The 24,610-nt window shown below is 72.5% G+C and carries 22 protein-coding genes; 8 read left to right on the top strand and 14 right to left on the bottom strand.

Features of this window, described 5'->3' with window-relative positions:
- Nucleotides 1-142: 142 nt before the first annotated feature.
- The 5 genes from LHA35_RS25330 to LHA35_RS25310 form a co-directional block, all read right to left on the bottom strand.
- Complete coding sequence (locus tag LHA35_RS25330; protein ID WP_226613709.1) at nucleotides 143-3,445, bottom strand: DEAD/DEAH box helicase; 3,303 nt, start codon at nucleotides 3,443-3,445, stop codon at nucleotides 143-145.
- Nucleotides 3,446-3,789: 344 nt separating this feature from the next.
- Nucleotides 3,790-4,887 (bottom strand): DUF3618 domain-containing protein, encoded by a 1,098-nt coding sequence (locus LHA35_RS25325; RefSeq protein WP_226613708.1) that lies wholly within the window; start codon nucleotides 4,885-4,887, stop codon nucleotides 3,790-3,792.
- The gene (locus tag LHA35_RS25320; protein ID WP_226613707.1) at nucleotides 4,884-5,294 is read right to left on the bottom strand and encodes a phage holin family protein; all 411 of its coding nucleotides are present in this window, start codon (nucleotides 5,292-5,294) and stop codon (nucleotides 4,884-4,886) included. The genes LHA35_RS25325 and LHA35_RS25320 overlap by 4 nt, the downstream gene beginning before the upstream one ends.
- Nucleotides 5,295-5,305: 11 nt before the next feature.
- Nucleotides 5,306-5,992, bottom strand: a complete 687-nt coding sequence (locus LHA35_RS25315) for a hypothetical protein (protein WP_226613706.1) — start codon at nucleotides 5,990-5,992, stop codon at nucleotides 5,306-5,308.
- A gap of 117 nt (nucleotides 5,993-6,109) precedes the next feature.
- Entirely contained in the window at nucleotides 6,110-6,787 is a 678-nt protein-coding gene (locus LHA35_RS25310; protein ID WP_226613705.1) for a YidB family protein, read from the bottom strand.
- A 178-nt stretch (nucleotides 6,788-6,965) separates the two neighbouring features.
- On the opposite strand from LHA35_RS25310, the gene LHA35_RS25305 reads away from it, so the two are divergent.
- Nucleotides 6,966-9,179: a hybrid sensor histidine kinase/response regulator gene (locus tag LHA35_RS25305; RefSeq protein WP_226613704.1), complete on the top strand. Its 2,214-nt coding sequence runs from the start codon at nucleotides 6,966-6,968 to the stop codon at nucleotides 9,177-9,179.
- 159 nt (nucleotides 9,180-9,338) lie between these two features.
- Here the strand turns inward: LHA35_RS25305 and LHA35_RS25300 are convergent, their stop codons facing one another.
- Nucleotides 9,339-10,511: a deoxyguanosinetriphosphate triphosphohydrolase gene (locus LHA35_RS25300; RefSeq protein ID WP_226613703.1), complete on the bottom strand. Its 1,173-nt coding sequence runs from the start codon at nucleotides 10,509-10,511 to the stop codon at nucleotides 9,339-9,341.
- Between the two features lie 132 nt (nucleotides 10,512-10,643).
- Here LHA35_RS25300 and erpA point away from each other — a divergent pair, with 132 nt between their 5' ends.
- Nucleotides 10,644-10,994, top strand: a complete 351-nt coding sequence (gene erpA / locus LHA35_RS25295) for an iron-sulfur cluster insertion protein ErpA (protein ID WP_226613702.1) — start codon at nucleotides 10,644-10,646, stop codon at nucleotides 10,992-10,994.
- A 40-nt stretch (nucleotides 10,995-11,034) separates the two neighbouring features.
- A complete protein-coding gene (gene xth / locus LHA35_RS25290) occupies nucleotides 11,035-11,805 on the top strand; it encodes an exodeoxyribonuclease III (RefSeq protein WP_226613700.1) in 771 nt (256 codons plus the stop codon).
- A 162-nt stretch (nucleotides 11,806-11,967) separates the two neighbouring features.
- Here the strand turns inward: xth and LHA35_RS25285 are convergent, their stop codons facing one another.
- The 3 genes from LHA35_RS25285 to LHA35_RS25275 form a co-directional block, all read right to left on the bottom strand.
- Nucleotides 11,968-12,135, bottom strand: coding sequence for a hypothetical protein (locus tag LHA35_RS25285; protein ID WP_226613698.1), 168 nt, complete (start codon nucleotides 12,133-12,135; stop codon nucleotides 11,968-11,970).
- A gap of 93 nt (nucleotides 12,136-12,228) precedes the next feature.
- Nucleotides 12,229-12,471 (bottom strand): hypothetical protein, encoded by a 243-nt coding sequence (locus LHA35_RS25280; protein WP_226613697.1) that lies wholly within the window; start codon nucleotides 12,469-12,471, stop codon nucleotides 12,229-12,231.
- A gap of 552 nt (nucleotides 12,472-13,023) precedes the next feature.
- Nucleotides 13,024-14,598, bottom strand: coding sequence for an ABC transporter substrate-binding protein (locus tag LHA35_RS25275; RefSeq protein ID WP_226613695.1), 1,575 nt, complete (start codon nucleotides 14,596-14,598; stop codon nucleotides 13,024-13,026).
- An 83-nt stretch (nucleotides 14,599-14,681) separates the two neighbouring features.
- On the opposite strand from LHA35_RS25275, the gene LHA35_RS25270 reads away from it, so the two are divergent.
- From LHA35_RS25270 to LHA35_RS25250, 5 genes are all read left to right on the top strand, one after another.
- On the top strand, nucleotides 14,682-15,599 hold the full coding sequence (locus LHA35_RS25270; protein WP_226613694.1) for a DMT family transporter: 918 nt from the start codon (nucleotides 14,682-14,684) through the stop codon (nucleotides 15,597-15,599).
- Nucleotides 15,596-17,620 carry a DNA/RNA helicase domain-containing protein gene (locus LHA35_RS25265; protein ID WP_226613693.1) on the top strand — a complete coding sequence of 675 codons (2,025 nt, stop codon included), beginning with the start codon at nucleotides 15,596-15,598 and terminating at the stop codon, nucleotides 17,618-17,620. Before LHA35_RS25270 ends, LHA35_RS25265 begins: the two co-directional genes overlap by 4 nt.
- On the top strand, nucleotides 17,617-18,672 hold the full coding sequence (locus LHA35_RS25260; RefSeq protein ID WP_226613692.1) for a hypothetical protein: 1,056 nt from the start codon (nucleotides 17,617-17,619) through the stop codon (nucleotides 18,670-18,672). The genes LHA35_RS25265 and LHA35_RS25260 overlap by 4 nt, the downstream gene beginning before the upstream one ends.
- 279 nt (nucleotides 18,673-18,951) lie before the next feature.
- Nucleotides 18,952-19,251 carry a hypothetical protein gene (locus tag LHA35_RS25255; RefSeq protein ID WP_226613691.1) on the top strand — a complete coding sequence of 100 codons (300 nt, stop codon included), beginning with the start codon at nucleotides 18,952-18,954 and terminating at the stop codon, nucleotides 19,249-19,251.
- Complete coding sequence (locus LHA35_RS25250; protein WP_226613690.1) at nucleotides 19,242-19,847, top strand: LysE family translocator; 606 nt, start codon at nucleotides 19,242-19,244, stop codon at nucleotides 19,845-19,847. Before LHA35_RS25255 ends, LHA35_RS25250 begins: the two co-directional genes overlap by 10 nt.
- A 114-nt stretch (nucleotides 19,848-19,961) precedes the next feature.
- Here the strand turns inward: LHA35_RS25250 and LHA35_RS25245 are convergent, their stop codons facing one another.
- From LHA35_RS25245 to LHA35_RS25225, 5 genes are all read right to left on the bottom strand, one after another.
- On the bottom strand, nucleotides 19,962-20,930 hold the full coding sequence (locus tag LHA35_RS25245; RefSeq protein WP_226613688.1) for a Bug family tripartite tricarboxylate transporter substrate binding protein: 969 nt from the start codon (nucleotides 20,928-20,930) through the stop codon (nucleotides 19,962-19,964).
- A gap of 25 nt (nucleotides 20,931-20,955) precedes the next feature.
- Nucleotides 20,956-21,942: an acrylyl-CoA reductase (NADPH) gene (gene acuI / locus LHA35_RS25240; RefSeq protein ID WP_226613686.1), complete on the bottom strand. Its 987-nt coding sequence runs from the start codon at nucleotides 21,940-21,942 to the stop codon at nucleotides 20,956-20,958.
- 28 nt (nucleotides 21,943-21,970) lie between these two features.
- Nucleotides 21,971-22,429, bottom strand: coding sequence for a Cys-tRNA(Pro) deacylase (gene ybaK / locus LHA35_RS25235; RefSeq protein WP_338050984.1), 459 nt, complete (start codon nucleotides 22,427-22,429; stop codon nucleotides 21,971-21,973).
- Nucleotides 22,430-22,762: 333 nt separating this feature from the next.
- Nucleotides 22,763-23,662, bottom strand: a complete 900-nt coding sequence (locus LHA35_RS25230; RefSeq protein WP_226613682.1) for an NAD(P)-dependent oxidoreductase — start codon at nucleotides 23,660-23,662, stop codon at nucleotides 22,763-22,765.
- A gap of 5 nt (nucleotides 23,663-23,667) precedes the next feature.
- A complete protein-coding gene (locus tag LHA35_RS25225; protein ID WP_338050983.1) occupies nucleotides 23,668-24,402 on the bottom strand; it encodes an SDR family NAD(P)-dependent oxidoreductase in 735 nt (244 codons plus the stop codon).
- Nucleotides 24,403-24,610 lie beyond the last annotated feature (208 nt).

The raw sequence follows: 24,610 nt of genomic DNA, 5'->3' as shown, positions 1-24,610 counted from the left end.
ACCGTGCAATGAGATCTTCCTGTCCAATCCGTCGCCGTGCCATGCCGACCTCCGTCCGCCGCACAATCAACGAATCATCCTCCTCGGCACGCGTCCAAGCACATCCGCGCACAGCTCTCATGAGGCGCTTCGCGCGACCTCATCAGGCGGCGCGCCTGCGGCGGCCCGGGGCGAGCGCGGCCAGCAGCGCCGCTGCATTCGCCAGCCGGTCGGCCGGCGTCGCGCCAAGGCGGCGCAGCAGAAGCCGCTCGCCGCGGCGCTCCAGGGGCGGCGCGGCAGCCGCTTCCCTTCGGGGCACCGTCCCGCTCGGCGTCGCCGCCGCCGCCTCCGGCCCCACTTCCAGCTTCGCGATGCCCAGTTGCCGGCAGCGCGCCGAAAGCCGCGCCAGGTCGAACAGGTTGCGCAGCGGCTCCGGCGCCTCGCCGAAGCGGTCCTCCAGCTCGTCCTCCAGCGCCTCCACCACCGCCAGGTCGCCGGCCCGCAGCGCGCGGCCAAGGCGGGCATGGATATCGACCTGCAACGCCTCCTCCGGGATATGCGCCTCCGGCACATAGGCATCGACGCCGAGGGTGATGGCGGGGCTCCAGGCCTCCGGCGGCGCCTCCCCGCGCGCCCTGGCGAGGGCGCGGTCCAGCAGGTGGCGGTACAGCTCCATCCCGACCAGCCGCATATGGCCGGCCTGCTGCTCGCCCAGCAGTTCGCCGGCGCCGCGCAGGTCGAGGTCGCGCGCGCTGATGGCGAAGCCCGCGCCGATGCGGTCCAGCGCCTCGAGCGTCTTCAGCCGCCGGATCGTCGCCTGCGCCGGCTTCGTCGCCGGATCGGTCAGCAGGTAGATGACGCCGCGTGCCCGGCCGCGCCCGACGCGGCCGCGCAGCTGGTGCAGCTGCGAGAGGCCGAAGCGGTCCGCGCGCCAGACCAGCATGGTATTCGCCCGCGGCACGTCGAGCCCGGTCTCGACGATATTGGTCGAGAGCAGCACATCCGCCCCGCCATCGGCGAAGCGCACCATCGCCTCGTCCATCTCGGCGGCCGGCATGTCGCCATGCGCCTCGATCAGGGAAAGCTCCGGCAGCAGGCCGGCGATGCGCGCCCGCATGGGCGCAATGTCCTCGATGCGCGGGCAGACGACGAAGCTCTGCCCGCCGCGCCGCGCCTCGCGCCGCAGCGCCTGGGCGAGCAGCGCATCGTCCAGCGGCGCGCGCAGGGTACGGACCGGCTGGCGCCGCGCCGGCGGCGTCGCGATGACGCTGAGGTCGCGCAGGCCGACCAGCGCCGCCTGCAAGGTGCGCGGGATCGGCGTCGCGGTCAGGGTGAGCACATGCAGCCCCTCGCGCCCGCGCAGGGTCTTGAGCTGCGCCTTCTGCCTGGCACCCAGCCGCTGCTCCTCATCCACCACCAGCAGGCCAAGATCGGCGAAGCGCACCGCCTTCGAGGCCAGGGCCTGGGTGCCGACGACGATCTGCACCTCCCCGCTGGCGAGGCCGGCGCGCACTGCCTTCGCCTCGGCCGGCGGCGTCAGGCGCGACAGCATCTCGATCCGCAGCCCGAAGCCCTCGAAGCGCCGGCGCAGCGTCTCCAGGTGCTGGCGCACCAGCACGGTGGTCGGCGCCAGCAGCGCCGCCTGCCTGCCGGCGAAGGCCGCGACCGCGATGGCACGGATCGCCACCTCGGTCTTGCCGAAGCCGACATCGCCGCAGACCAGCCGCTCCATCGGCCGGCCGGAGGCGAGGTCGTCCAGCACCGCCCCGGTCGCCGCCGCCTGGTCGGCGGTGGGCTCGAAGGGAAAGCGCGCGACCAGGCGGGGGTAGCGCGCCTTGTCCGGCCGCAGCACCGGGGCCCGCGCCGCCTCCCGCGCCTGCACCAGCGCCAGCAACTGGCGGGCGCTCTTCGCCACTTCCGCCTCGGCCTCCTTTCGTCGCTTCTCCCAGCCGCCGCCCTCCAGGCGATCGAGGCTCAGCCCCTCCGCCGTCGCGCCATAGCGCCAGAGTCGGTCCAGCTCGTCGAAGGGCACCAGCCGGCTGCCATCGGCATAGTCGAGGCGGAGGCAATCGACCCGCGCCTCGCCGGTATCCACCGCCTCCACGCCGCGCAGCGCGCCGAGCCCGTGATCGAGATGAATGACGGCATCGCCCGGGGCAAGCGTCGCGCTCGCCTCGATCAGCGCCTCGGCGCCCTGGTCGCTGCGCTGCTGCGCGGAGGCGCCGCCACCCGGGCGGATGGCGGCGAAGGGGACCAGCACGGCCTCCTCCGCCTCGAAGCCCGGCAGGTCGGCCGGTGCCGGCAGCAGGGCCAGGCCGCCGGGCGGGGTGCGCAGCAGGGCGGGCCAGTCCTCGACCAGGCGCGGCTCGAGGCCGAGTTCCTCCGCCGCGCGCCGGGCCAGCCGGCGCGCGCCGCGGCCGATGCCGCCGGCGATGGCCAGGCGCCGGCCCTGGGCGAGCTTCGCCTCGGCATAGGCCAGGAAGGCGGCCTCGGGCTCGGGCTGCGCGGCGAAGCGCGGCGGCGCGGCGGGCTCGTCCTGGCTCGGCAGAACCTGCTCCGGCGCACGGCCGCCCAGCGCGGCCGCCCAGGCGGCCTCGTCCAGATAGAGCGACTCGGGCGGCGGCAGTTGCGGCTCCCCCTCCCGCGGCGGGCGGAGGGCGATGCGAGTGCGAAAGGCCTCGGCGATCTCCGCCCGGCGCCGCGCCAGGGCCTCCTCGCAGTCCTCATCCAGGATCAGCCGGGCCTCGGGCAGCAGCGCCAGGGGCGCGACCAGCTCCGGGTGCCAGACGGGCAGCGCATGTTCCAGCCCAGGCGGGCGGGCCTCGATGAGGGCATCGCCCTTCGGCAGCACCAGTTCGGAGGCCGGGCCGATGGTCAGTGCCTCCGTCTCCTCCTCCAGGCTGCGCTGGGTCAGGATGTCGAGGCGCTGGATCGACTCGACCCGGCCCGCCTCATGCCGGATGCGCCAGGCGGGATCACCGGGCGCAAAGGCGGGGAAAAGATCGAGCACGCCGCCATGCAGCGCCGCCTCGCCGGGCTCGTCCGCCTGCTCCTCCAGCCCGTAGCCCAGGCGGAGCAGGGCGAGGCGGATGGCCTCCGGCTCGAAGGGCGCGCCACGCTCGAGACGCAGCGACGCCTCCGCCTGCCGGGGCAGGCGCTGCAAGGCCGCCTCGGCCGAGGCGATCAGCAGGCGGGGCCCCTCGGGCGGCGCGGCGAGCGCAGCCAGGACCGCCATGCGCCGCCCCATGATGCCACGGGTCGGGGAAACGCGGTCATAGGGCAGGCAATCCCAGCCCGGCAGCAGCAGCACGGCCGTCCCGTCCGGCGCCAGCGCGGCCGCCGCGCGGTGCAGGCGCGCGGCCCGCGTCTCGCTGCGGGCAAGGAAGAGCGTGCCGGCGGGGCCTGCCGCCAGCGCGGCCTCCACCAGGCGCGCGGCCAGCAGGCCTTCCGGTTCGGCGTACAGCATGGGTGGAAGGAGTCCTCCGCGGGGGGCCGGATGCGCTCAACGCGCGGGGGCGGCGCGGGGCACGGCCGGATAGGCGGGATGGCGCAAGCGTGCACGAGGCGGCGCGCCCTGGCGGCGCGGCGGGCTCCACGCGCGCCTTCGGCAGGGCCACCGAGGCAAGCCCCCGAAGCTGGACTTCGCCCCGACGCCCCCCTGCTGCCCGGGTGACGGAGGATCGCGTTCACGGCAGGACGCCGATCCGCTGCGGCGCCTCCTGCCGGTCCGTGGCCGCCCCGGCAGGGGTGACAGGACATGCCCGCCGGCGCCCTTCCTTCGCCGCGAGGCGGCGAAGGAAGGGCAGGATGTCAGACCGGGCCGATGCGCGGCGAGGCCGGCGGCGTTGGCGTGACGGCGGGTCCCTCCTCGCGCCGCGGCTGGTCCTCGCCGCCCTGCACGGCGCCGCGTGCCTCGCCGGCGATGTCCTGCGCCGCGTCGCGCGCCGCGTGCCGGACCTCGCGTGCCGCCTCGGTCAGGGCCGCGCCGACCCCGCCTGCGCCGCCGGCTTGGTCCGTCGCCTGCCCAACGGCCGCCTGGGCGCGCTCCAGATGCTCGCCCGCACGGTCCTTCACCCGTTCGTAGCCTTCCTGGGCCGTGGCCTGCACCCGGTCCGCCACGGCGTCGCGGGTCTGGCCCATCAGCCGGTCCTCGGTCTCGGTCCCCGGCAGCAGCGCCCCGACGGCGGCGCCCAGCGCCACGCCGATCGCGCCCAGCACCAGCGGCTGCTCCCGCATCAGCCAGGTCACGCCCTGCCGCGCCTGCTCGCCCATCTCGCCGGCCTGCGCCCGGATCTCCTGCCCGGTCCCGGCGGCGCGATCAGCGGCCATGGAGGCCGCGCCCCGCATGCTGTCCGCCACCGACCCCGCGGTCTCGCGGACACTTTCCGCGGCCGAGGAGGCCGCATCTGCCGCGCCGCGATAGGCCTGGCCGGCCCTGTCGATCGCCTGGTCGGCGGCGCCGGCGACGCTGTCCCGCGCGCTGCCCATGGCGGAGGAGGCGCGCCCGGTGAGCGACTGGCCTTCCTCGCCATAGACGCGCACGCGCGTGCCGCCGGACCCGACCGTGCGACTGGTGCCCGTCATGCCGGCCCCCGTCATGCGGCCGGAGGAGGGCATGGTCGCCGATGCGCCGGCCGGGCGGTTGCCCGCCATCATCAGCCAGCCGATGCCGGCGCCGATCAGCAGCAAGGGCAGCGGATTGTCCCGCACCTGCTGGCCGAGATTGCGCATGAACTCCGTGCCGCCGGAGCCGCGGGCATAGTCGATCGCCTGCTCGAAGAGCTGGCCGGGCGAGGCCCGCTCGCGCAACTCGTCCAGCGTGTCGGTCAGCCCGGCGCGGGTTTCCTCCACCTCGCGCTCGATCTCCGCGCTGGAGCGCGCGCCCGGGTCGGTGTCGCTCATGCTCATCGTACCTGCTCCTTCGCCACCTGCGCGTCGCGGGACAGTTGCTCGGTCGTGCGGCTGGGCACGAGGTTGGAGGTCTTCAGCTGGGCGAGGCCGCTGCGGATCAGCACATAGCCGCCGATCGCGGCCACCACGCCGACGATCAGCTGCGCCCAGCCGGTCGGCACGCCGAAATGCACCAGCAGCGAGGCCAGCGCGAAGAGCAGCAGGATCAGCGCGCCGACCAGCAGGCCGCCGCCCGCCGCCAGTGGCGTGACGGCGCCGGCGGCCTCGCCGAGCTTCTCGCCCATCTCGGCGCGGGCGAGCTGCACTTCCTTGCGGAAGAGAGTCGAGATCTGGCCGATGGCGCTGCCGAACAGGTCGGTCACGCTGCGGTCGCGCTCAGGCGGCCGCGGATTGTCAGAAGGCATCGTGGTGCTCCCTAGCCGGCGTCCTTGACGGGGCTGGTCTGGCCGGCCTGCGCCTGGGTCCGCGCCGCGGCGCCGCCGAGCGAGGCAGCAGCGACGGTCGCCGGCCGGGGCGCGTCATCCGGGCCCGCCTGCACCCAGCCGGGGGCTCCCGCGGCGGTGGAGTGCGGCACGGCGCGGCCGCCGCCGATCGCGGCATCCGCATGCCGGCCGGGCTGGGCATGGCCGAAGGAGGCGCTGCCATAGCGCGCCTCCTCGGCCGAGCTCTTGGCGAAGCGCGCCAGGGCGAAGCCCGCCAGCACGGCGGCGCCAAAGAAGGCGACGGGCTGGCGGCGGGCGAGATCCTCCATCTGCCCCATCAGCTGCCCCGGGCTGCTGTCACGCAGGCTGCGGGCCAGCCCGTCCACGGCCGAGGCGGCGTCATGGACATAGCGGGCGATCTGGGGGGAGCTCTCCTGCAGCTGGTCCGCCGCGCCATGGACGGCGCGTGCCAGCCCCTCCGCCTGGTCGGCACCGACGCGCTTCTGCTCCTCAGCGAAGCCCATGGCGCGCTCCTTCGCAGCTTCCGCCACGCCGGTGGCCTCGGACTTGATGTCGGCGGCCGCGCCGGCCGCCTCCTCCCGAAGCTGGCCGGCGACGGCGGTCGCCTCGCCCTGCACGCCTCGCTTCGCCGGATCACCAGGCATCCTGCTGTCGCTCATCCCCGCATCCTCACCTGCTGCCGCGTGCCCGCCGCCGTTGCGACGGGCCCACATGACCGGGCGACAACAGCAGGCGGCCGCAGACGTTCCCGCGGCCGGCGGCAGGGCAAGGTGCCGTTACCGCCCGGAGCCGCGATCGGGTCCGGCGCCGGGCTGGCCGCCGAGCAGGCTGCCGATCAGCCCGCCGAGGCCACTGCCGCCCAGTTCCTGCTCGTGCTGCGGCACCCTGCCCTGCGGCGTCATCCGGTCCACTGCCTGCGGCAGCATGGCGCTGAGTTCCTGCAGCAGGGTGCCGCGGTCGGTCCCCGCCTGCCGGGCGGCCTCGTCCAGTTCCTGCGGATCGAAACCGCGCGCGAGTTCCTCCGGCGAGACGGCGCGGTTCGGCCCGGACCCGACCCAGGAATCGACGTGCTTGCCCAGGCCCTGGGTGCGCAGCCCGCCGAGCAGGCCGCCAAGGCCGCCCAGCAGCCCCCCAAGCCCGCCGCCCGCGGCCCCTCCGAGCAACCCGCCGAGGCCGCCACCCTGGCCGGATGCCGGCGCGGTGGAACCGCCGCCGCCGAGCAGCCCGCCGAGCCCGCCGCCCTGGCCCGAGGCCGGCGCCGTGGAACCGCCACCACCTAGCAGGCCCCCCAGCAGCCCCCCAAGCCCGCCGCCCTGCGGTGAGGCGGCACCGGATTCGGAACGCGAATGTTTCATGAGCTGGTGAACCAGCAGCGCGATGGCCGCCATCTTCACGCCACCGGACAGTCCGCCGGCCAGACCGCCGCCGGAGCGGCCGGAAAGGAAATTACTCATCCTGGGCGTCTCGCTTCTTGCAATGTCGGGCGACAACGCGGCGCCGGTGGACCTGTTGCCCGTCATTTCCGGCCCGTCCCCGCGCGGTGGCATACGCCAGTTCCGCGCAACTGCCGCCTGCTGCGCACCTCCCGTGATTGTTCTTGCACACAGGGGCGTTACTGCTAGAACGTATACCATGCTCTGCAACCGAGCCACGGATCGCGCCGAGGACAAGGCTGCGGTGCCCGTCCGGGCCGGAGCCGTGCGGCGCCCTGTCCGGCAGGCGCCGGTGCATCTCCTGCTGCTCGGCCTCTCCGTGCTGCTTCCCCTCGCCCTCTTTGCCTGGACGGCCTGGAGCGAGCGCGGCCATGCGCTGGCCGAGGCCGAGCGCGCCGCAGCCCGCACCACCGCCGTGCTGCACGAGCATGCAGCCCGCGTGCTGGAAACCAACGAACTCGTTCTCTCCGAGGTGATCCGCCAGACCGAGGGCCGGCCCTGGGAGGAGATCGGCGGCGACGGCCGGCTCTGGTCCTACCTGCTGCGCGTCGCGGCGGATCTGGGCCAGCCGACCGACATCACCCTGGCGGATGCCGAGGGCCGGGTGCGGATGACCACCGCCCGCTTCCCGGCCGCGCGCGACGACAGCCTAGTGGGCCAGGAGGATTTCGAGGCGCTGCGGGGTCGCCAGGGCTGGTCATATATCGGGCTTTCGCCGGAAACGGCGATGGCGCCGCGCCAGGTCACCGTCAGCCGCCGGCGGATCGGCCCGGATGGCCGGTTCGACGGCATCGTTCGCATCGGCGTGCCGGTCGGCCAGTTCACCGAATTCTGGGGGCGGTATGCCCCCAGCATCCGCCATGTCGTGGGGCTCGCCCGCAGCGATGGACGGTTGCTCAGCCGCTGGCCGGCATCCGATCAGCCGGAATGGCTCCCCGGCGACAGCCCGTTCATGCGCAACGTCCTGGCGCGGCGCGACGGCAGCTACACCGCCTTTTCCCGGATCGACGGCGTCGAGCGGATCAACGCCTTCGCGCAGGTGAAGGACTATCCGCTCCACATCGCCTTCAGCGTCGAGACCTCGGCGGTACTGGATGCCTGGACGACCCGCATGCAGTTGCTCGGCGCCTATACCGCGCTCGCCGCCGCCGCGCTGCTCGGCATGGCCCTGATGGCAGTGCGGAAATACCGCGAGCAGCAAAGCGCTTCCGGGCGCTGGCGGGAGATCGCCGACCGGCTGGCCGCCGAGAGCGCACGGCGCGAGCAGGCCGAGGCGGCGCTGCGCCGGGCGCAGACGCTGGAGGCCGTCGGCCAGCTGACCGCCGGCGTCGCGCATGACTTCAACAACCTGCTGCAGGCGATCCGCAGCGGGCTCTACCTGCTCTCGCCGCGGGTGCCGGAGAGCTCCCGCAAGGTGCTGGATGCCAGCCTGCAGGCGGTGGACCGCGGCGCCAAGCTGGTGCGGCAGCTGATGGTCTTTTCCCGGCGGGAGGCGCTGGAGCCCCGGCCGGTCGATGTGCGCGCGCTGATCGCCGGCGTCGGCGAGTTGCTGCAGAAGGCGGTAGGCGCGCCCGTCGCGATCGAGACGGCGATCGACGCGGATGTCGCTCCTGCCCTGGTGGACCCGACCCAGGCCGAGCTGGCCATGCTGAACCTGGCGATCAACGCCCGGGACGCCATGCCACAGGGTGGCACGCTGACCATCGGCGCCCGCAATGCCAGCCTGGCCGAGCCGCAGGGCGCCGCGCCCGCGGGCGATTACGTGGTGCTCTCGGTGAGCGATACCGGCATGGGCATGCCGCCGGAGGTGCTGGAGCGGGTGCTGGAGCCCTTCTTCACTACCAAGGCGGTCGGCAAGGGCACCGGCCTCGGCCTCTCGATGGTGCATGGCTTCGTCACGCAATCCGGCGGCGACCTGCGGATCGAGAGCCGGCCCGGCCTCGGCACCACGGTCAGCCTCTGGCTGCCCAGGGCCGTGGCGGCGCCGGCCCCGGAGGCGGAGCCATCCGCCGCGCCGGCCGCGCCCGATGCCAACGGGATGGGCTGCAGCCTGCTGCTGGTGGATGACGATGCGCTGGCGCGGCTGGCGACGGCGGCGGCGCTGCGGGAGCTGGGGCATGAGGTGGCCGAGGCGCGCGACGGCGAGGAGGCGCTGATCGTGCTCGGCCAGCGGCGCGACCTGCGGGTGATGGTGACCGATTACGCCATGCCGCAGATGAACGGCGCCGAGCTGGCGCTGGTGGCGCGGCGGGGGCGGCCGGACCTCACGGTCATCATGATCACCGGCTATGCGGCTGGGCTGCCGGGCGGCAAGCCGCCGGGGGTGCAGAGGCTGCTGCGGAAGCCCTTCCGGATGGAGGAGCTGGACGCGGCGGTACGGGAGGCCGCGGGGCTGGAGGCGGTGGCGGGATAAGGTGGCGGCCCGCCGGCGGCGGCGAGCCCGGATGCAGGCCAACCGCCCCGGTATCCGGCAAGGCATTCCCGCCCCGGCAACGCCGGATCGCGTTCATGACCGAACGCAACCCGCTGTGGTTGCCCGGCCGCTCGCGCCCCCCCCCCCCGGCGATCCTCCCTATCCCGGGATGTTTGGATCCGTCAGCCGCCGGTGCTCCTCCAGCGCATAGCGGTCGGTCATGCCGGCGATGTAGTCGCAGACGACACGGGCCGCCTGGGGCGAGCCGGGCTCCCCTGCCCGCTCCCGCCATTCCTCCGGCAGCATCTGCGGGCCGCCATGGAGAAGCTGGAACACCATCTGGCTGGCGCGCTTCGATTTCTGCATCGCCCGGTTCACCCGCCAGTGGCGGTACATGCGGTGGAACAGGAAATCCCGGATCAGCAGGTTCGCTTCCTGCATGGGGGCGGAAAAGGCGATCACCGGCTCCGGCGCCGCGCGGATATCGTCCGCCCCGCGGGGATCAAGCGCCGCGATCCGTCGCCCCGCCTCGGCCACCACATCCTGCACCATGCGGTTGATCACCCGCCGCACTGTCTCGGTGATCATCCGATCGCGGGCGATATTCGGGTGGGCCGCCCGCGCCTCCTGATAGGCATCGCCGATCAGCGGCAGGGCGGCCGCTTCCTCCAGCGTGAAAAGCCGGGCGCGGACGCCGTCATCGAGGTCATGGTTGTTGTAGGCAATGTCGTCCGCCAGCGCCGCCACCTGCGCCTCGGCCGAGGCATGGCTGGCGAGGTCCAGCGGATGCTGCGCATCGTATTCGGCGATGTAGCCGCTGGGGCGGCGGACCGGGCCGTTGTGCTTGGCCAGGCCCTCCAGCGTCTCCCAGGACAGGTTCAGCCCGTCGAAGCTGGCGTAGCGCGCCTCCAGCAGGGTCACCACCTTCAGCGACTGGGCGTTGTGGTCGAAGCCGCCATAGGGGCGCATCTGGGAATCCAGCGCCTCCTCCCCCGCATGGCCAAAGGGCGGGTGGCCAAGGTCATGCGCCAGCGCCAGGGCCTCCGCCAGATCCTCGTCCAGCCGCAGCCGGCGGGCGATGGCGCGGGCGATCTGTGCCACCTCGATGCTGTGGGTCAGGCGGGTGCGGAAATAGTCGCCCTCATGGAAGACGAAGACCTGGGTCTTGTACTGCAGGCGGCGGAAGGCGCCGGTATGGATGATCCGGTCCCGGTCGCGCTGGAAGGGGGAGCGCGCGTCGCCGCCCGGCTCAGGATGCAGCCGGCCGCGGGAGGCTTCGGGCCGGACGGCCCAGGGGGCACGGTCCAGGGGCGCGCGGGCCTGATCGGTCATGCTGTTTGCCTAACAGCCCCGTCCGACACCCGCAACCGCGGCGATGGTTGGAATTCGGGCGCCCCGGCGCCTATCTTCCGGGCCAATGCTTGCGGCGGCCGCCCCCGCGTCCGGCGCCGCCAGGAGAGAATGATGCCCGAGGGTTCCGACCTGCCCCGCTTCCGTGTCACGCCGCGCGCCGCCGCCCAGGTCGCGGAGATCGCGCAGCGCGAGGGCCGCCCGGCGGCCGGGCTGCGCGTTTCGGTCAGCGCCGGCGGCTGTTCCGGCTTCCAGTACGGCTTCGTGCTGGAGGACGAGGCCGCCGAGGACGATCTGGTGGTGGAGGCGGGCGGCACCCGTGTCTTCATCGACCCCGTCTCGCTCGACCTGCTGGCCGGCGCGGAGCTCGACTGGAACGAGGCGCTGATCGGGGCGCATTTCACGGTGAAGAATCCGCAGGCGGCCTCGGGCTGTGGCTGCGGTGTCAGCTTCTCGGTCGCCTGACGCCCTTATCAAACCCGGCCGGAGCGGCGATGGTGGCGGCATGACCCGCCTTGCCACCTTCAACGTCAATTCCATCCGCCGGCGCGTGCCGCATCTCAGGCGCTTCCTCGCGCGGCACAACCCCGACCTGGTCTTCCTGCAGGAGCTCAAATGCCGGACGGAGGAGTTCCCGGCGCTGGAACTTGCCGACACCGGCTATGAGTTGCGCGCCGTCGGCCAGCCCGGCGGGCGGAACGGCGTCGCCGTGCTCGGCCGCATCCCCTTCGAGGTCACTGCCGAGACCCTGCCGGGCGATGAGGCGGATGGGCAGGCGCGCTTCGTCGCGGTGCGCGCGGCCGGGATGGACCTGGCCGGAATCTACCTGCCGAACGGCAATTCCGGCGGCGAGGACGGTTTCGGCTACAAGCTGCGCTGGATGGAGCGGCTGGCCGACTGGGTGCAGGCGCGGCTGGATGCCTTCGCGCCGGTCGCCGTGCTGGGCGATTTCAATGTCTGCCCGACCGATGCCGATCTGGCGCCGGGTGCCCTGCCCCCGACCGATGCGCTGGTGCGGCCCGAGAGCCGGGCACGCTTCCGGATGCTGCTGCATGCCGGCATGACGGATGCGCTGCAGGCGCTGCACCCGCAGGACGCGCCCTACACCTATTGGGATTACGGCCCCGCCTTCGAATCGAACCGTGGCCTGCGCATCGACCATGTCCTGCTCAGCCCGGAACTGGCGGAGCGGCTGGTGGCCTGCGGCGTGGACGTCGCCGCCCGGGCGGAGGAGCAGCCAAGCGACCACGCCCCGGTCTGGTGCGATGTGCGCTGACAGTCACCCTGCCCCCTGCGGGAGCGGGGCGGGTCGTGCAGGCGTTGCGGCGTTGCGCCTCCCACGGAGCGCGGGCGCCAGCCCGCGCCGAGGCCGACCCTGCGGCTCGCCGCAAAAGCCGCGCTCCTGCCCGGACGCGGTCACGCATCCGGACCCTTGATATCAGTAGGTCGGGCGGACCGTGACCGTGGGCGGCGGGGATTGCACGACGGCGGGCGGCGATGGCTGCTGTTGCAGCACCACCGGCGCCGGCCGCTCACGCTCGACATAGGTGCAGGCCGTCACGGCCAGCCCCGCGGCAATGACGGCAAGAACGGGGAGAATTCGCATGGCGGGCTTCCTTCCGAACTGGACCGATCCCGCTCAACAACGGAATTTCCGGCCGGAGGTCGCAGCCCGAATTCGTGACGCTTGCGTGAGCACCTACCACCGCCGCCCGCCATAGCCATAACCATAGCCGTAGCCATAGGGGCGGTATCCGTAAGGCCGGTAGCCATAGGGACGGTAGCCATAGCCGTAACGGGGTGGCGGGGCGTAATAGGGCCGCGGCGCGACATAGACGCTGGCAGGGGGCGGGCCGATATAGGCGGACCCGGCCGGATAGACCGTACAGCCGCCGAGCGCGGCGAGCAGCGGCACAAGCAGGAGGGGACGGAGAGGACGCATGGGGGGCGCTCCTTGGCTCTCCCATGGAACGCTCCGCTTGCGGCGAAACCCTGGCAGAACCGCGGCGGCGTTGCTTAATTCCACGTCAACGGGCCAGGCAAGCCTGCGGCCGTCAGGACCCGGGACAGCCTTCCAGCGGCGCCACCGGAAGCCTCCCGGATCCGGGCCGGAAGGGATCAGCCCTGTATGGCCGCGGCCCCGGAGGTCGCGGAAGCTGCAGCCCTTCCTGTCTTGCGGCCGTCCGGCAGGCCGGTTGCAGCCCCGGACGATGGCCGCCCGGTACGCGCGCCTGCCGATTCCCCCGCCACAGGACCCGAAGCTATTCCCCCGGGTTCATGCCGGTCCGCCTTGATGTGGACCGGCATGAAGCTGATGCCCAGGGCGCAGCTGCCATGCGACGCCGACCCGCAGGTGGTCGCGGCAGGGCCCGGGCGCCCTGCTCCGGGCCTCATGAGTCCTGTGCGTGGGTGCGATCAGCCACAAGCTGCAGCGGTTATCGCAGGCATCCGAATACCAGACGCTGCGTCACCGGCGACCCGCGCACAGGTCTCATCAGGCCCGCCGCACCTCCCAGAAGGCGAAGACCTCCGACACCGGCTCGGTGATCGTCCGGCGATAGGCCGTGTTGCCGAAGAACTGCCCGGTCGGGAGATAGGGTGCCTCCTCGAACACGGTGCGCTGGATATCGGCCGCGATCGCCTTCTGCGCCGCCAGGTCCGGCGCGTCGAACCAGGCGGTCCGCAGCGCATCCAGCTTCGGGACATTGGGCCAGCCGAACCAGGCCTGGGCGCCATTGGCGCGGAGATAGGTCATGACACCGGGATTGATGCCGTCCAGCCCATTCCAGGTGGTGTGGAACATGCTCCAGCCGCCCTTGTCGGCCGGCTCCCGGCTCGCCCGCCGCTGCACCAGCGTGCCCCAGTCCGAGACGCGGAAATCGACCGTGACCCCGAGCTTCTTGAAGAGATCAAGCTGCACCTCGGCGAGGGCGGAGAGCGCCGGCTGGTCGGAGGGCGCGAGCAGCACCACCGTCTCGCCGCCATAGCCCGCCTCCCTCAACTCGCGCCTCGAGCGCTCGAGATCGCGGGTCGCGGTGATGGCCTCGATCCCGGCATCGGTCGCCAGCGGCGTGCCGGGGGTGAAGACGCCGGCATCAGCCCGCCAGAGCGCCGGGTCGGTGCCGGCCGCCGCGGTCATGAAGTCCTGCTGGCTCATGGCGCGCAGCACGGCGCGGCGCACGGCCGGCTTGTCGAAGGGCGGGTGCAGCGTGTTGAAGATACCGGTGCCGATGGTCCCCAGCGGGCTGCCGCGCTTGAGGATAACGTCGCGGGAGCGGCGGAGCGCAGGCGCCAGGTCATTGGGCGGGTTCTCCCACCAGTCCACCTCGCCGTTGCGGAGCGCGGCGGCGGCGGTGCCGGCATCGGGCATCACCGTCCATTCCACGCGGTCGAAATGCACGCGCTTCGGCCCGGCGGCCCAGCTCGGTCTGCCTTCGCGGGGGATGTAGTCCGGGTTGCGCTCATAGACCACGCGGGCGCCGACCACGCGCTCATCCGCCCTGAAGCGGAAGGGACCGCTGCCGATCACCTCGCGGATCTGGGTACTGGCATCGGTCGCCGCGATCCGCTCCGGCATCACGAAGAGCGCGCTGGGGCCGATCTTCGCCAGCGTCTCCAGCATCGGGCCGAAGCGGCGGTCGAGGCGGATGGTGAAGCTGCGGTCATCGGGCGCCGTCATCTCGGCGACCCGCGCCATCAGCACCTGGCCGAGCCCGTCCCGCTGCGCCCAGCGCCGGATCGAGGCGATGCAGTCGCGCCCGCGCACCGGCTCGCCATCATGGAATTTCAGCCCCTCCCGCAGGCGGAAGCGCCAGAGGAGGCCATCACCCTCCACCGCATGGCCCTCGACCATCTGCGGCTGCGGGCGCAGCTGCGAGTCGAGGCCATAGAGCTGGTCATAGACCATCAGCGCGTGGTGGCGGGTGACGTAGGCCGTGGTGAAGACCGGATCGAGGACGGTGAGATCGGTCTGCGGCACGTAGCGCAGCACCCCTGCGGCGGGGGTTTGCGCAAGGGCTGGCGCGGCGAGCGCGGCGGCGGCGCCGGTCAGCAGGGTGCGTCGGAGCATGCATTGTGTCCCGGGCATGGCTTGGGCCGGCCGGCATTTCCCCGCCGGCGAGGGAAGCAGCGGATGGCGGCGGGACGCAAGGGGTGTGGTATGGATCCCCGCAGGGGAATCGGGGACGCCGCCCGCTGCTGATCGCCTATGCCCAGCTCGCGCTGTCGATGGCGCTGGTCGGCGCCAATGTCGGCGTCGCCAAGCTGCTGGCCGAGGCGCTGCCGATCCCGCTAATCGCCTGCCTGCGCTGCGCCCTTGCCTGCCTGGTGCTCTGGCCGCTCGCACGCTGGCTGGACGGGCCCGTGCGGATCGGCGGCGCGGCCATGCGAAACCTCGCCCTGCAGGCGTTGTTCGGCACGGCGCTCTACAATGCCGGGCTGCTGGCCGGCCTGCGGCTGACCACGGCGCTGGAGGGCGGGCTGGTGCTGGCGACGCTGCCCGCCGTGGTCGCGCTCGGCAGCGCGCTCTGGCTGCGGGAGAGGCTGGCACCGCGGCAATGGGCGGCTGCGGCGCTGGCCGCGGGCGGCATGGCGGCCATCACCGTGGCGCGGCTGGGGGGCGAGGGTGGCGGCTCCGCGCTCGGCAATGCGCTGGTCTTCGCCGGAGTCTGCGGCGAAGCGATCTATGTGCTGCTGGCGAAGCGCCTGGCGGGGCGCGTGCCGGTCATCACCGCCAGCCTCTGGATGCAGGTCTTCAGCGCGCTGATGCTGCTGCCCTTCTCCCTGCCCGGCCTCGGCGCGGTGGCGGCACTGGCCGACCCGGCACTCGGGGGGCTGCTGGTCTTCCACAGCCTGACGGCGAGCGTGCTCTGCCTGCTGCTCTGGTATGCCGGGCTGCAGCGCGTCCCGGCGGGGGTGGCCGGGATCTTCACCGGCTTCCTGCCGGCGGCCGCGGCGCTGACCGCCGTGCTGGCGCTGGGGGAGCGCTTCACGATGACCCATGCCACGGGATTCCTGCTGATGGGGAGCAGCCTGCTGCTGGCGACCTGGCCGAGGCGAGGCAGTTCGTGAGGGCCTGGTTCGCCTGCACCGGCGCCGAGTTGCTGGCGCGCGATCCCGCCGACACGGTCGGCCGGCTTGCCTCGGCGCAGCAGGCGCGCGGCTTCAGCGGCTCTCCGGACCAGGAGGCGGCGTGGCAGGCGCAGGTCGCTACGCTGCGGGAGGCGATCCGCGCCTGCGGAGGCGAGGCCTGGACCATCGCCCTGGAGTTCGACCTGCTGCGGCTGGAGAAGCGCATCGATGCAGTGGTGCTGACCAACCGCGCGATCCTTTGCCTGGAGTTCAAGACCGCCGCCCCGACGCGGGCCGCCCTGGCGGAGGCGGAGGATTATGCGCTCGACCTGCGGGACTTCCATGCCGGCAGCCGGAACCACACCATCGTGCCGGTGCTGGTGGCGGGGCAGCGCGGCTGGTCGCCGCCGGCGCAGCCCTGGCTGCTGCCGAAGCACCCGACGGAGCCGCTGGTCTGCGGCGCGGCGGCGCTCGGTGCGCTCATCGGCTGGGTGCAGGCGGCACTGCCCCCGGCCGCGACGCCGCTGGACGGCAAGGCTTGGCTGGCGGCCGCCTACCGGCCGGTGCCGACGATCATCGAGGCCGCGACCATGCTCTATGCGCGGAACGGCGTGGAGGAGATTGCACGGACCCGCGCCGATGCCGCCAACCTGACGCGGACCGCGCAGGCGATCGCGCGCCATATCGAAGCGGCGCGGCGCGATGCCGCCAGGACGGTGATCTTCGTCACCGGCATCCCCGGTGCGGGCAAGACGCTCTGCGGCCTGAACGCGGTCTTCGGGCCGGCGCGGGAGGATGGCGCCGCCTTCCTCACCGGCAATGTGCCGCTGGTCGCGGTGCTGCGGGCGGCGCTGGCGCGGGATGCGGTGGTGCGCGGCGAATGCGACCGGCGCGAAGCCGTCCGCCGGGTGCAGGAGCGGCTGCAGAATGTGCACCGCTTCCTCGAGGACTGCGCCACCGATCCGGCCCGCCTGCCGCCCGAGCGCCTGATCGTCTTCGACGAGGCGCAGCGCGCCTGGGACGAGGCGAAGGCGCGCCTGGGCACGCAGAACAAGCGATCCCGCCTGACCATGAGCGAGCCGGCGCATACGCTGGAGATCATGAGCCGCCGTCCCGGCTGGTCCGTGGTGGTGGCACTGATCGGCAACGGGCAGGAGATCAACACCGGGGAGGCCGGCCTGGCCGAATGGGGCCGTGTCATCGCCGGCCATCGGGGCTGGCGCGCCGTGGCGGCGCGGCGGGTCCTGGGCGCGGCGGACCCGGTGCAGCACCTGGCCGCGGGGGAGCAGTCGTGGCTGACCCTCGATGACGATCTCGACCTGACCGTGCCGATGCGCAACATCCAGGCACAGGCCGGCGCGCTCTGGGTCGATGCCATGCTGGGTGGCGATGCGGCCGCGGCGCGGCGGATCGCCGCGGAGGCCGGGTCCCTGCCCTATCTGCTCACGCGTGATCTCGGCGCCGCACGTACCGCGCTGCGCCGACTGGCGCGGGGACGGCGCCGCGCCGGACTCGTCGCCTCCGCGGGCGCCAAGCGGCTGCGGGCCGAGGGACTCGGCGTGCAACTGCCCGAAGTGGCGGAGTGGTTCCTCGAATCCTGGCCGGATGTGCGCGGCTCCGACGCGCTGGAGACCTTTGCCACCGAATATGACTGTCAGGGGCTGGAACTCGATCTGGTCGGCCTCGCCTGGGGCGGCGACCTCATCCGGCGTGGCGCGCACTGGCTCTGCCGCCGCTTCGTCGGCGATGGCTGGCATGTGGTCCGCAACGAGGACCGGGTCCGCTACATCAGGAACAAGTATCGCGTCCTGCTCACCCGCGCCCGCTACGAGACGGTCATCTGGATCCCGCGCGGCTCCCCGGCGGATGATCCCTTCCACGACCGCACCCGCCCGGCCGCGGAGATGGACGCGATCGCCGACTACCTGCTGGCCTGCGGCGCCCGGCCGCTGGAGGTGGCGGCGATGCCGCAGGCCCGGCAGCCGGCCCAGCCCATGCTCTTCGCGGAGAACAGCGCATGACGCAGCCCGAACCCAGTGCCACGCTGATACAGGCCGTCGCCGACCTGCATCGTGCCGCCTTCACCGGCCTCGTCCTCGCCACCGTCGCGCGGCGCGGCACGCCGGCCGCGGCCGAGCTGGTCTTCGCCGTCTTCCGGCGGCAGCAGCAGGAGCGTTTCCTGCCCGGGTTGCGGAAGCTCGGCCTCAGCCACCTGCCGCATGCGGTCGCGGCGGCGCAGTACCACTACCTCTCCAACCGCATCGGCGGCGTCTCGGTCGAATACATGCGGGAGAGCGACCGCAAGGCCTGGATCCGCTACGCCCCGCCGCGCTGGCTCTGGCATGGCACGGCAATCTGCGGCGTGCCGGGGGAGGTCTCGCGCGCCATGCTGCGCGGCTGGCATGCGCATAACGGCGTCTCGCTCGGCAATCCGCGGCTGGGCTTCGTCTGCACCGGCCAGGTGGCGGAGGGCGATCCGGCGCTGGAGGGCTACTACCTGGAGCATGACCGCGACCTCGCACCGGAGGAGCGGCTGCGCTTCGCCCGGCATGAGGAGGCGCCGCCCTTCGACCCTGCCGCGGCGCCCTGGATGGAAGCGAGCGCCTGGCCGGCGGAGCGGCTGCGCAAGGCGCATCGCACTTACGCCATGGAGTATCTCCGCACCGCGATTCCGGCCGCGATCCACCTCTTCGGCGCGGCGGAGGCGACGGCGCTGCTTGGCCTGGCGCTGCGGCAGGTGGGGATGCAGTGGCATGCGGACCTGGCCGCGGCGGCCGGGATCGCCGGGCGCGGCGCGGCCGATTTCGCCGAACTGCTGGCCGTCATCGCCACCGCGCAGGGCGACCGCCTGACGGAACGTGGGGAGGACCGGGTGGCGCAGGCGAGCTGGACGCTGATGCGCGGCCTGCCGGACCTGCACCCGGCCGCCTTCGCCTGCTGGAATGCGCTGTGGGAGGGGCTGCTGGCCGCGCATGACCCACGGCTGGAACTGGCGGTCGAGCACCGTCTCGATCTCGGTGAGGCGGTCTTCGCCTGGCGCATCCGGCCGCGCCGACGGGCGGTGGCGGTGTAGCGCGGGACGCCGCCGTAGCGGGGCCGCCACCGGCCGCGGCAAGCAGCCTTGACGGGCAGGCCGGAGCGGGCGGGTCAGGGCGGATCCGAAATGCGCGCCAGGTCGGGTCGGAGGAGGACCACAGGGGAGTCCGGGGCAAGGCCCTGGGGAAACCGCCGGCGTGTGCAAGGCGATATCCCCTGACATCTGCGTGATATTATACTTTCGATATACTCATGGTTCTCTCGGCTCCCGCTAGCCTTGGCCTCCGGCCCCCAGGGAGCCGGGGGAGATTTTTCCATGCAGCGCATTCTCGCTTCCATACCGGTCGGCCTCGCGCTCGTTTCCGGCGCACTCGCCCAGCAACAGGCGCCAGCCGTCACCCAGCCCTTGACCCAGGTGGTGGAGACCCGATCCGGCGCATCTGCCCCCCTCCTCGCCGCCGAGGCGGATGGCGCCAGGGATATCGGCATCGAGGGCTTCACCGCGCGGCCCTGCACGCCGGTCTTCTCGCGGGAGGTGGTGGCCGTCGGGCCCGCATCCGGCGAGGCCGAGAAGGACACCTATGGGCACACCGTCATCGGCGACGCGTGCAGATAGGCCGCCTGCTCGATTTCCTGCTGGGCTACCTTGTCATCCTCGTGACGCCCGGCCCGAACATGCTGGTGGTGGGCGGTGTCGCGGCGTTGCGCGGGGTCAGGGGCGCCCTCCCGATCTGCTGTGGCATCGCCATGGGTGCCGCAGCACTGGTCGCGAGCATCGCCCTTGTTGCCGCCGGGGTCACCTCGAGGGATCCGGAGTGGGAGGTCGCGGGGCGCTGGCTGGCGGTCGGCCTCCTCGCCTGGGGGGCAGTCTTCGTGGCGCGCCTGCGTCCCCCGGGCGAGACCACCATGCCAGGCCGACGCTCCGGCGTGGCGGCCTTCGGGACCGGCTTCTGCACCGCGGCGACCAATCCGTTGACGGCCGCCTTCTGTGCTGCCCAGGCGATCGGTCCTCTGGCCAGCCATCCCGAGGTTCTGGTCCTCGCCCCCGCACTCGTCGGCATGGCCGCCCTGGGATTCGCCCTTCTCGTGGCCGTCCTCCTCGCCAGGCCAAGGTTCCGCGCCGCCGCCCTGGCATGGCACAGGCCGATCCGCCTGACAGCCGCCCTGTCGCTCGCGCTGATGGCCCTCACCACCGCGACCACCCCGCCCTGAGGCGAGAGCGTGCCTGGGAGATCTGCAAGCACCAGGAGCCGGAAGAGCAAGCCCTCTCATGCTGCCGGGGGACAGCCTACCGCGAGCGGGCGCGCCGAATGCGAGGCTCCCCGCCTATTCCGGCTCGATCCCCGCCGCCCGTGCCATGCGGCCCCATTTGCCGATCTCCTCGCGGATGAAGGCGGCGAAGGCTTCGGGCGAGGAACTGATGGCGTCGAAGCCGATATCGGCCAGGCGCTTCACCGTCTCCGGGCGGTCCCAGACCTTCCGGAAATCGGCGTTGATCGAGGCCACCATCTCCGGCGGCATCCGTGCCGGTCCCACCAGCCCGGCCCAGGCCACGACATCGAAGCCGGGCAGCCCGGATTCGTGCAGGGTCGGCACCTCCGGCAGCAGCTTGCTGCGCTCGCGGCTCGTGACCCCGAGCACCCGCATCTGCCCGGCCCGCACCTGGCCGAGCGAGGAGGACACATCCACCACCATGCAGGAGATGCGGCCGGCGACGACATCGGTGATGGCGGGCGGGGTGCTGCGATAGGGCACATGCGTCATCTCGACGCCGCCCATGGCGGCGATGGTGCCGCCCGCGACGATGCCGGTGGAATTGCCGGAGGCATAGGTGATGCTCCCCGGCCGCGCCTTCGCGGCGGCCAGCAGCTCGGTCACGCTGCGGAAGGGCGAGCTCTCCGGCACCACCAGCCAGAAATTGTAGTTGCCGGAGCGGCCGATCGCGGTGAAGTCGCCGAGCGGGTCATAGTCCAGGCGCCGCATCAGCGCCGGGTTGGCGGCATGCGGCGTGTTGGTGGTCATCATCAGCGTGTGGCCATCCGCCGCGGCACGCGCGGTGGCGGCGGCGGCCAGCGCGCCATTGGCGCCGGCCCGGTTCTCGACCACTACGGGCTGCCCCCATTCCTGCTCCAGCAGCCCGGCCAGGATGCGGGAGATGGCATCGGTGCCCGAGCCGGCGCCGAAGGGCACGAGGATGGTGACCGGGCGGGACGGCCGCCAAGCCTGGGCACGCGCCGGCAGGGCAGCCAGCGCGGCGCCGGCGGCGAGCAGCGCCCGCCGTCCGAGATGGGTCATGGTATCCTCCCTTTCCGTGTCGGCTTCAGCCGATCTCGACCACCACCCGGCCGCGCACCTTGCCGGCCAGAATCTCCTCGGCGACGCGCGGGACCTCGTCGAGACCCACGGTCGTCGTCATCGCCTTGAGCCTGGCGCGGTCCAGCTCCTTCGCAAGACGGGACCAGGCCTCGAGGCGCAGGGCGCGCGGCGCCATGACGGAATCGACCCCGAGCAGGCTGACGCCGCGCAGGATGAAGGGCGCGACCGAGCTCGGCAGGTCCATGCCCTGCGCCAGGCCGCAGGCGGCGACGGCGCCACCATACCTGATCTCCGCCAGCACCCCGGCAAGCGTCTTCGAGCCGACCGTGTCCACCGCCGCCGCCCAGACCTCCTTGCCGAGCGGCCGCGCGGGACCGCCGGCATAGCGGTCCCGCGGCACCACCTCGCGGGCGCCGAGGCCTTCCAGATAGGCCTGCTCCTCCGGCCGCCCGGTGCCGGCCGCGACATACCAGCCGAGCCCCGAGAGCAGCGCGATGGCAACCGAGCCGACGCCGCCGGCAGCACCGGTGACCAGCACGGGGCCGCGATCAGGCGTCAGCCCGTGCCGCTCCAGCGCCATGACGCAGAGCATGGCGGTGTAGCCGGCGGTGCCGATCGCCGCGGCTTCGGCCGGCGAGAGGCCGGCCGGCAGCGGCACCAGCCAGTCGGCCTTCACGCGCGCCTTCGGTGCGTAGGCGCCGCAATGCGTCTCACCCACGCCCCAGCCATTCAGCACGACCTGGTCGCCGGCCTTGACGGCGGGATTGCTCGATTCCTCGACGACACCGATCAGGTCGATCCCCGGCACCATCGGGAAGCGCCGCACCACCGGCGCCTTGCCGGTGACGGCCAGGCCATCCTTGTAGTTGACGGTGGAGTGAGTGACGCGCAGCAGGACATCCCCGTCCGGCAACTCTGTCTCGGAAAAGTCGCGGAAGGCGGCGCGGGCGGGCTGCCCGGCCTCGGGCTTGTCCACCACCAGGGCTCTCATGCCGGCATTCTCCCCTCTGTTGTCGATGTCATTCGGCCTGCAGCGGGCAGACCACCGCCTCCAGCGCCGCGGTCAGGTCCGCCGGGGCGAGCGCGATCTGCAGGCCACGACGGCCACCATTCACCACGATCTCGTCGTGCGCTGTCGCGCTGGCATCCAGGAAGCAGCGCAGCCGCTTCTTCTGCCCGAAAGGGCTGATCCCGCCGACGACATAGCCTGTGATGCGCTCCGCCTTGGCCGGATCGCTCATCTCGGCCCGCTTGGCGGCGGCGGCGGCGGCGAGCGCCTTCAGGGACAGGCGGGCGTCGGAGGGAATCGCCGTGCAGACCATCTCCCCGCCATCCAGCACGCAGACCAGGGTCTTGAAGACGCGCGCGGCCGGCAGGCCCAGGGCCTCCGCGGCCTGCAGTCCGACCGCCTCGGCGTTCGGGTCGTAGTCGTATTCCAGCAGGCGGAAGCGGATGCCGGCGGCCTCGGCCGCGCGCACGGCGGGAGTCTTCCTTGATGCCATGGCGCTGTGGCGGGCCTCCTTCCTGAGCGGCGGGAGGTTAGCAGCCACCCGCCCGGCGGACGAGGGCAGGAGGGTGGGACGGCGAATTTCACCTCGGCCACGACGTTGCAGGAAGGACAATCGCTGCACGTGTTCCGATGCGGTGGCCCGGGCGCAGGCGCCCCATGGTCAGGCTGCCCAGGGGAGCGAGGAGCGCATCCGGAACGGGGACGGCGCCGAAGCGCCGGCATCGCCATGCTGGGCAGAGATGGCCGGCGCTGCCGGTCAGGATCTGGCGCGGAAGAAGGGAGCGCAGCCCCCCTCCCTGCCCTAGCGGCTGCGTATCTCGGCGCCCGCCCAGCCTTCCATGACGCGGACCAGTTCTGAGATGTCATCGCCACCTGCACCCTGGCTGGCGGCGAAACGCCAGAGACGCGCCGCCTGCTCGATGCCCCACATCGGGACACCGAGCGACCTGGCCTCCTCCAGCCCGAGCAGGACATCCTTGTCCACGACATCGATGGTCGCGCCGAAGCCGAAGGCGCCGCTGAGGATGCGCGGCATGATGGCGTCACTGACGAAGCTGCGGCCAGTACCGGCATTCACCACCTGCACCATGGTGTCGGGGTCGAGCCCGGCCTTGGCGCCGAGCGAGAAGCCCTCGAAGGCCGAGACGACATTGGCGGCGAAGATCAGGTTGTTCACCAGCTTCATGACCTGACCCTGGCCGGGCTGGTCGCCAAGGACGAAGACGCTTCTGCCGATGCGCTGCAGCCATGGCCGGAGCGCCTCGACCGCCGTCGGCTGGCCGGCCACCATCATGGCAAGCGTGCCGGCACGTGCGCCGGCGGGGCCACCGCTGATAGGCGTGTCGACCAGGGCGATGCCGCGCGGCGCGAGCCCTTCGGCGATGCGCTGCACCGTGGGGCGTCCGATGGTCGACATCTCCGCATGGATGCGGATGGAGGAACCGTGGATCACGCCCTCGGAGCCAAGCGCCGCGGCCTCGCTGACCTTGCCGCTGGGCAGGCAGGCGAAGACGATGCCCGCGGCATCCGCGACGGCCTTCGGTGAGGCATGGGCCTTGGCGCCGCGCGCAACGAAGGGGGTCATTGCCGCCTCGCGCGGATCGAAGACATGCAGTTGCACGTCCGGGCCGAGGAGGCGCTCCGCCATGGGCGCGCCCATCTGGCCGAGGCCGAGGAAGCCGATATGGGTCGCGTCGCTCATCGGCGTCACACCGTCACGAGGCCGCTGTCCACCGGCAGGATGGTGCCGGTGATGATGCGGCTTTCGTCGGAGGCGAGGTAGAGCGCGGCCTGCGCCATGTCCATCGGTTCGCCGAGGCCGAGCAGGTGCTGCTCGGCGAGGCCCTGCATGGCGGCATTGCCGGCGAGCAGCGCGCGCACGCGCTCGGTCAGCGTCACCGTCGGCGCGATGGCATTGACGCGCACGCGCTGCGGCCCGAACTCGACGGCAAGCGAGCGCGTCAGCGCGGCAACGCCGCCCTTGGCCGCCGTGTAGCAGTCGCGTCCGGGAAAGCCCATCAGCGCGACGACGGAAGCCATGTTGATGACCGAGCCGCCACCGGAGCGAATGATTTCCGGGATGCCGAAACGGCAGCCGAGGAAGGTACCGAAGAGATCGAGCTTCACCGCGCGCCAGAATTCCTCGAGCGGCGCTTCGACGACATTGCCATCGACACTGGTGGATCCACCGGCATTGTTGTGCAGGACATGCAGACCGCCGAAATGCTGCACCGTGTGGCGGATGGCAGTGGCGATGCTCTCGGGCTCGCTGACATCAGTCTGGAGGAACAAGGCTTCACCGCCAGCGCCTGTGATGCGGTGCGCTGTCTCCTCCCCGCTTGGCGCATCGATCTCGGCGATTGTCACCTTCGCGCCCTCACGCGCGAAGAGTTCCGCCGTGCAGCGCCCGATGCCGGTACCCGCCCCGGTGACGAGGGCCACCTTGCCCGCGAGCCTTGCCATGATTGTTCCCTCCGGTCTTGGCCGGACGATGGCAGCAGGCGAGGGCGATGGGCAAGGCGTTGGAGGACGCCCTGAACGACAAACGCCCCGCGGCCTGGGGCTGCGGGGCGTTTGTCGTGATATGGATGCGGGGACAGGATTTGAACCTGTGACCTTCAGGTTATGAGCCTGACGAGCTACCGGGCTG

It is taken from the genome of Roseicella aerolata, assembly GCF_020523605.1.
GTDB classification, from domain to species: domain Bacteria; phylum Pseudomonadota; class Alphaproteobacteria; order Acetobacterales; family Acetobacteraceae; genus Paracraurococcus; species Paracraurococcus aerolatus.
The sequence above is the reverse complement of the archived record's forward strand: the minus strand, read 5'-3'. Positions and strand labels throughout refer to the sequence as shown.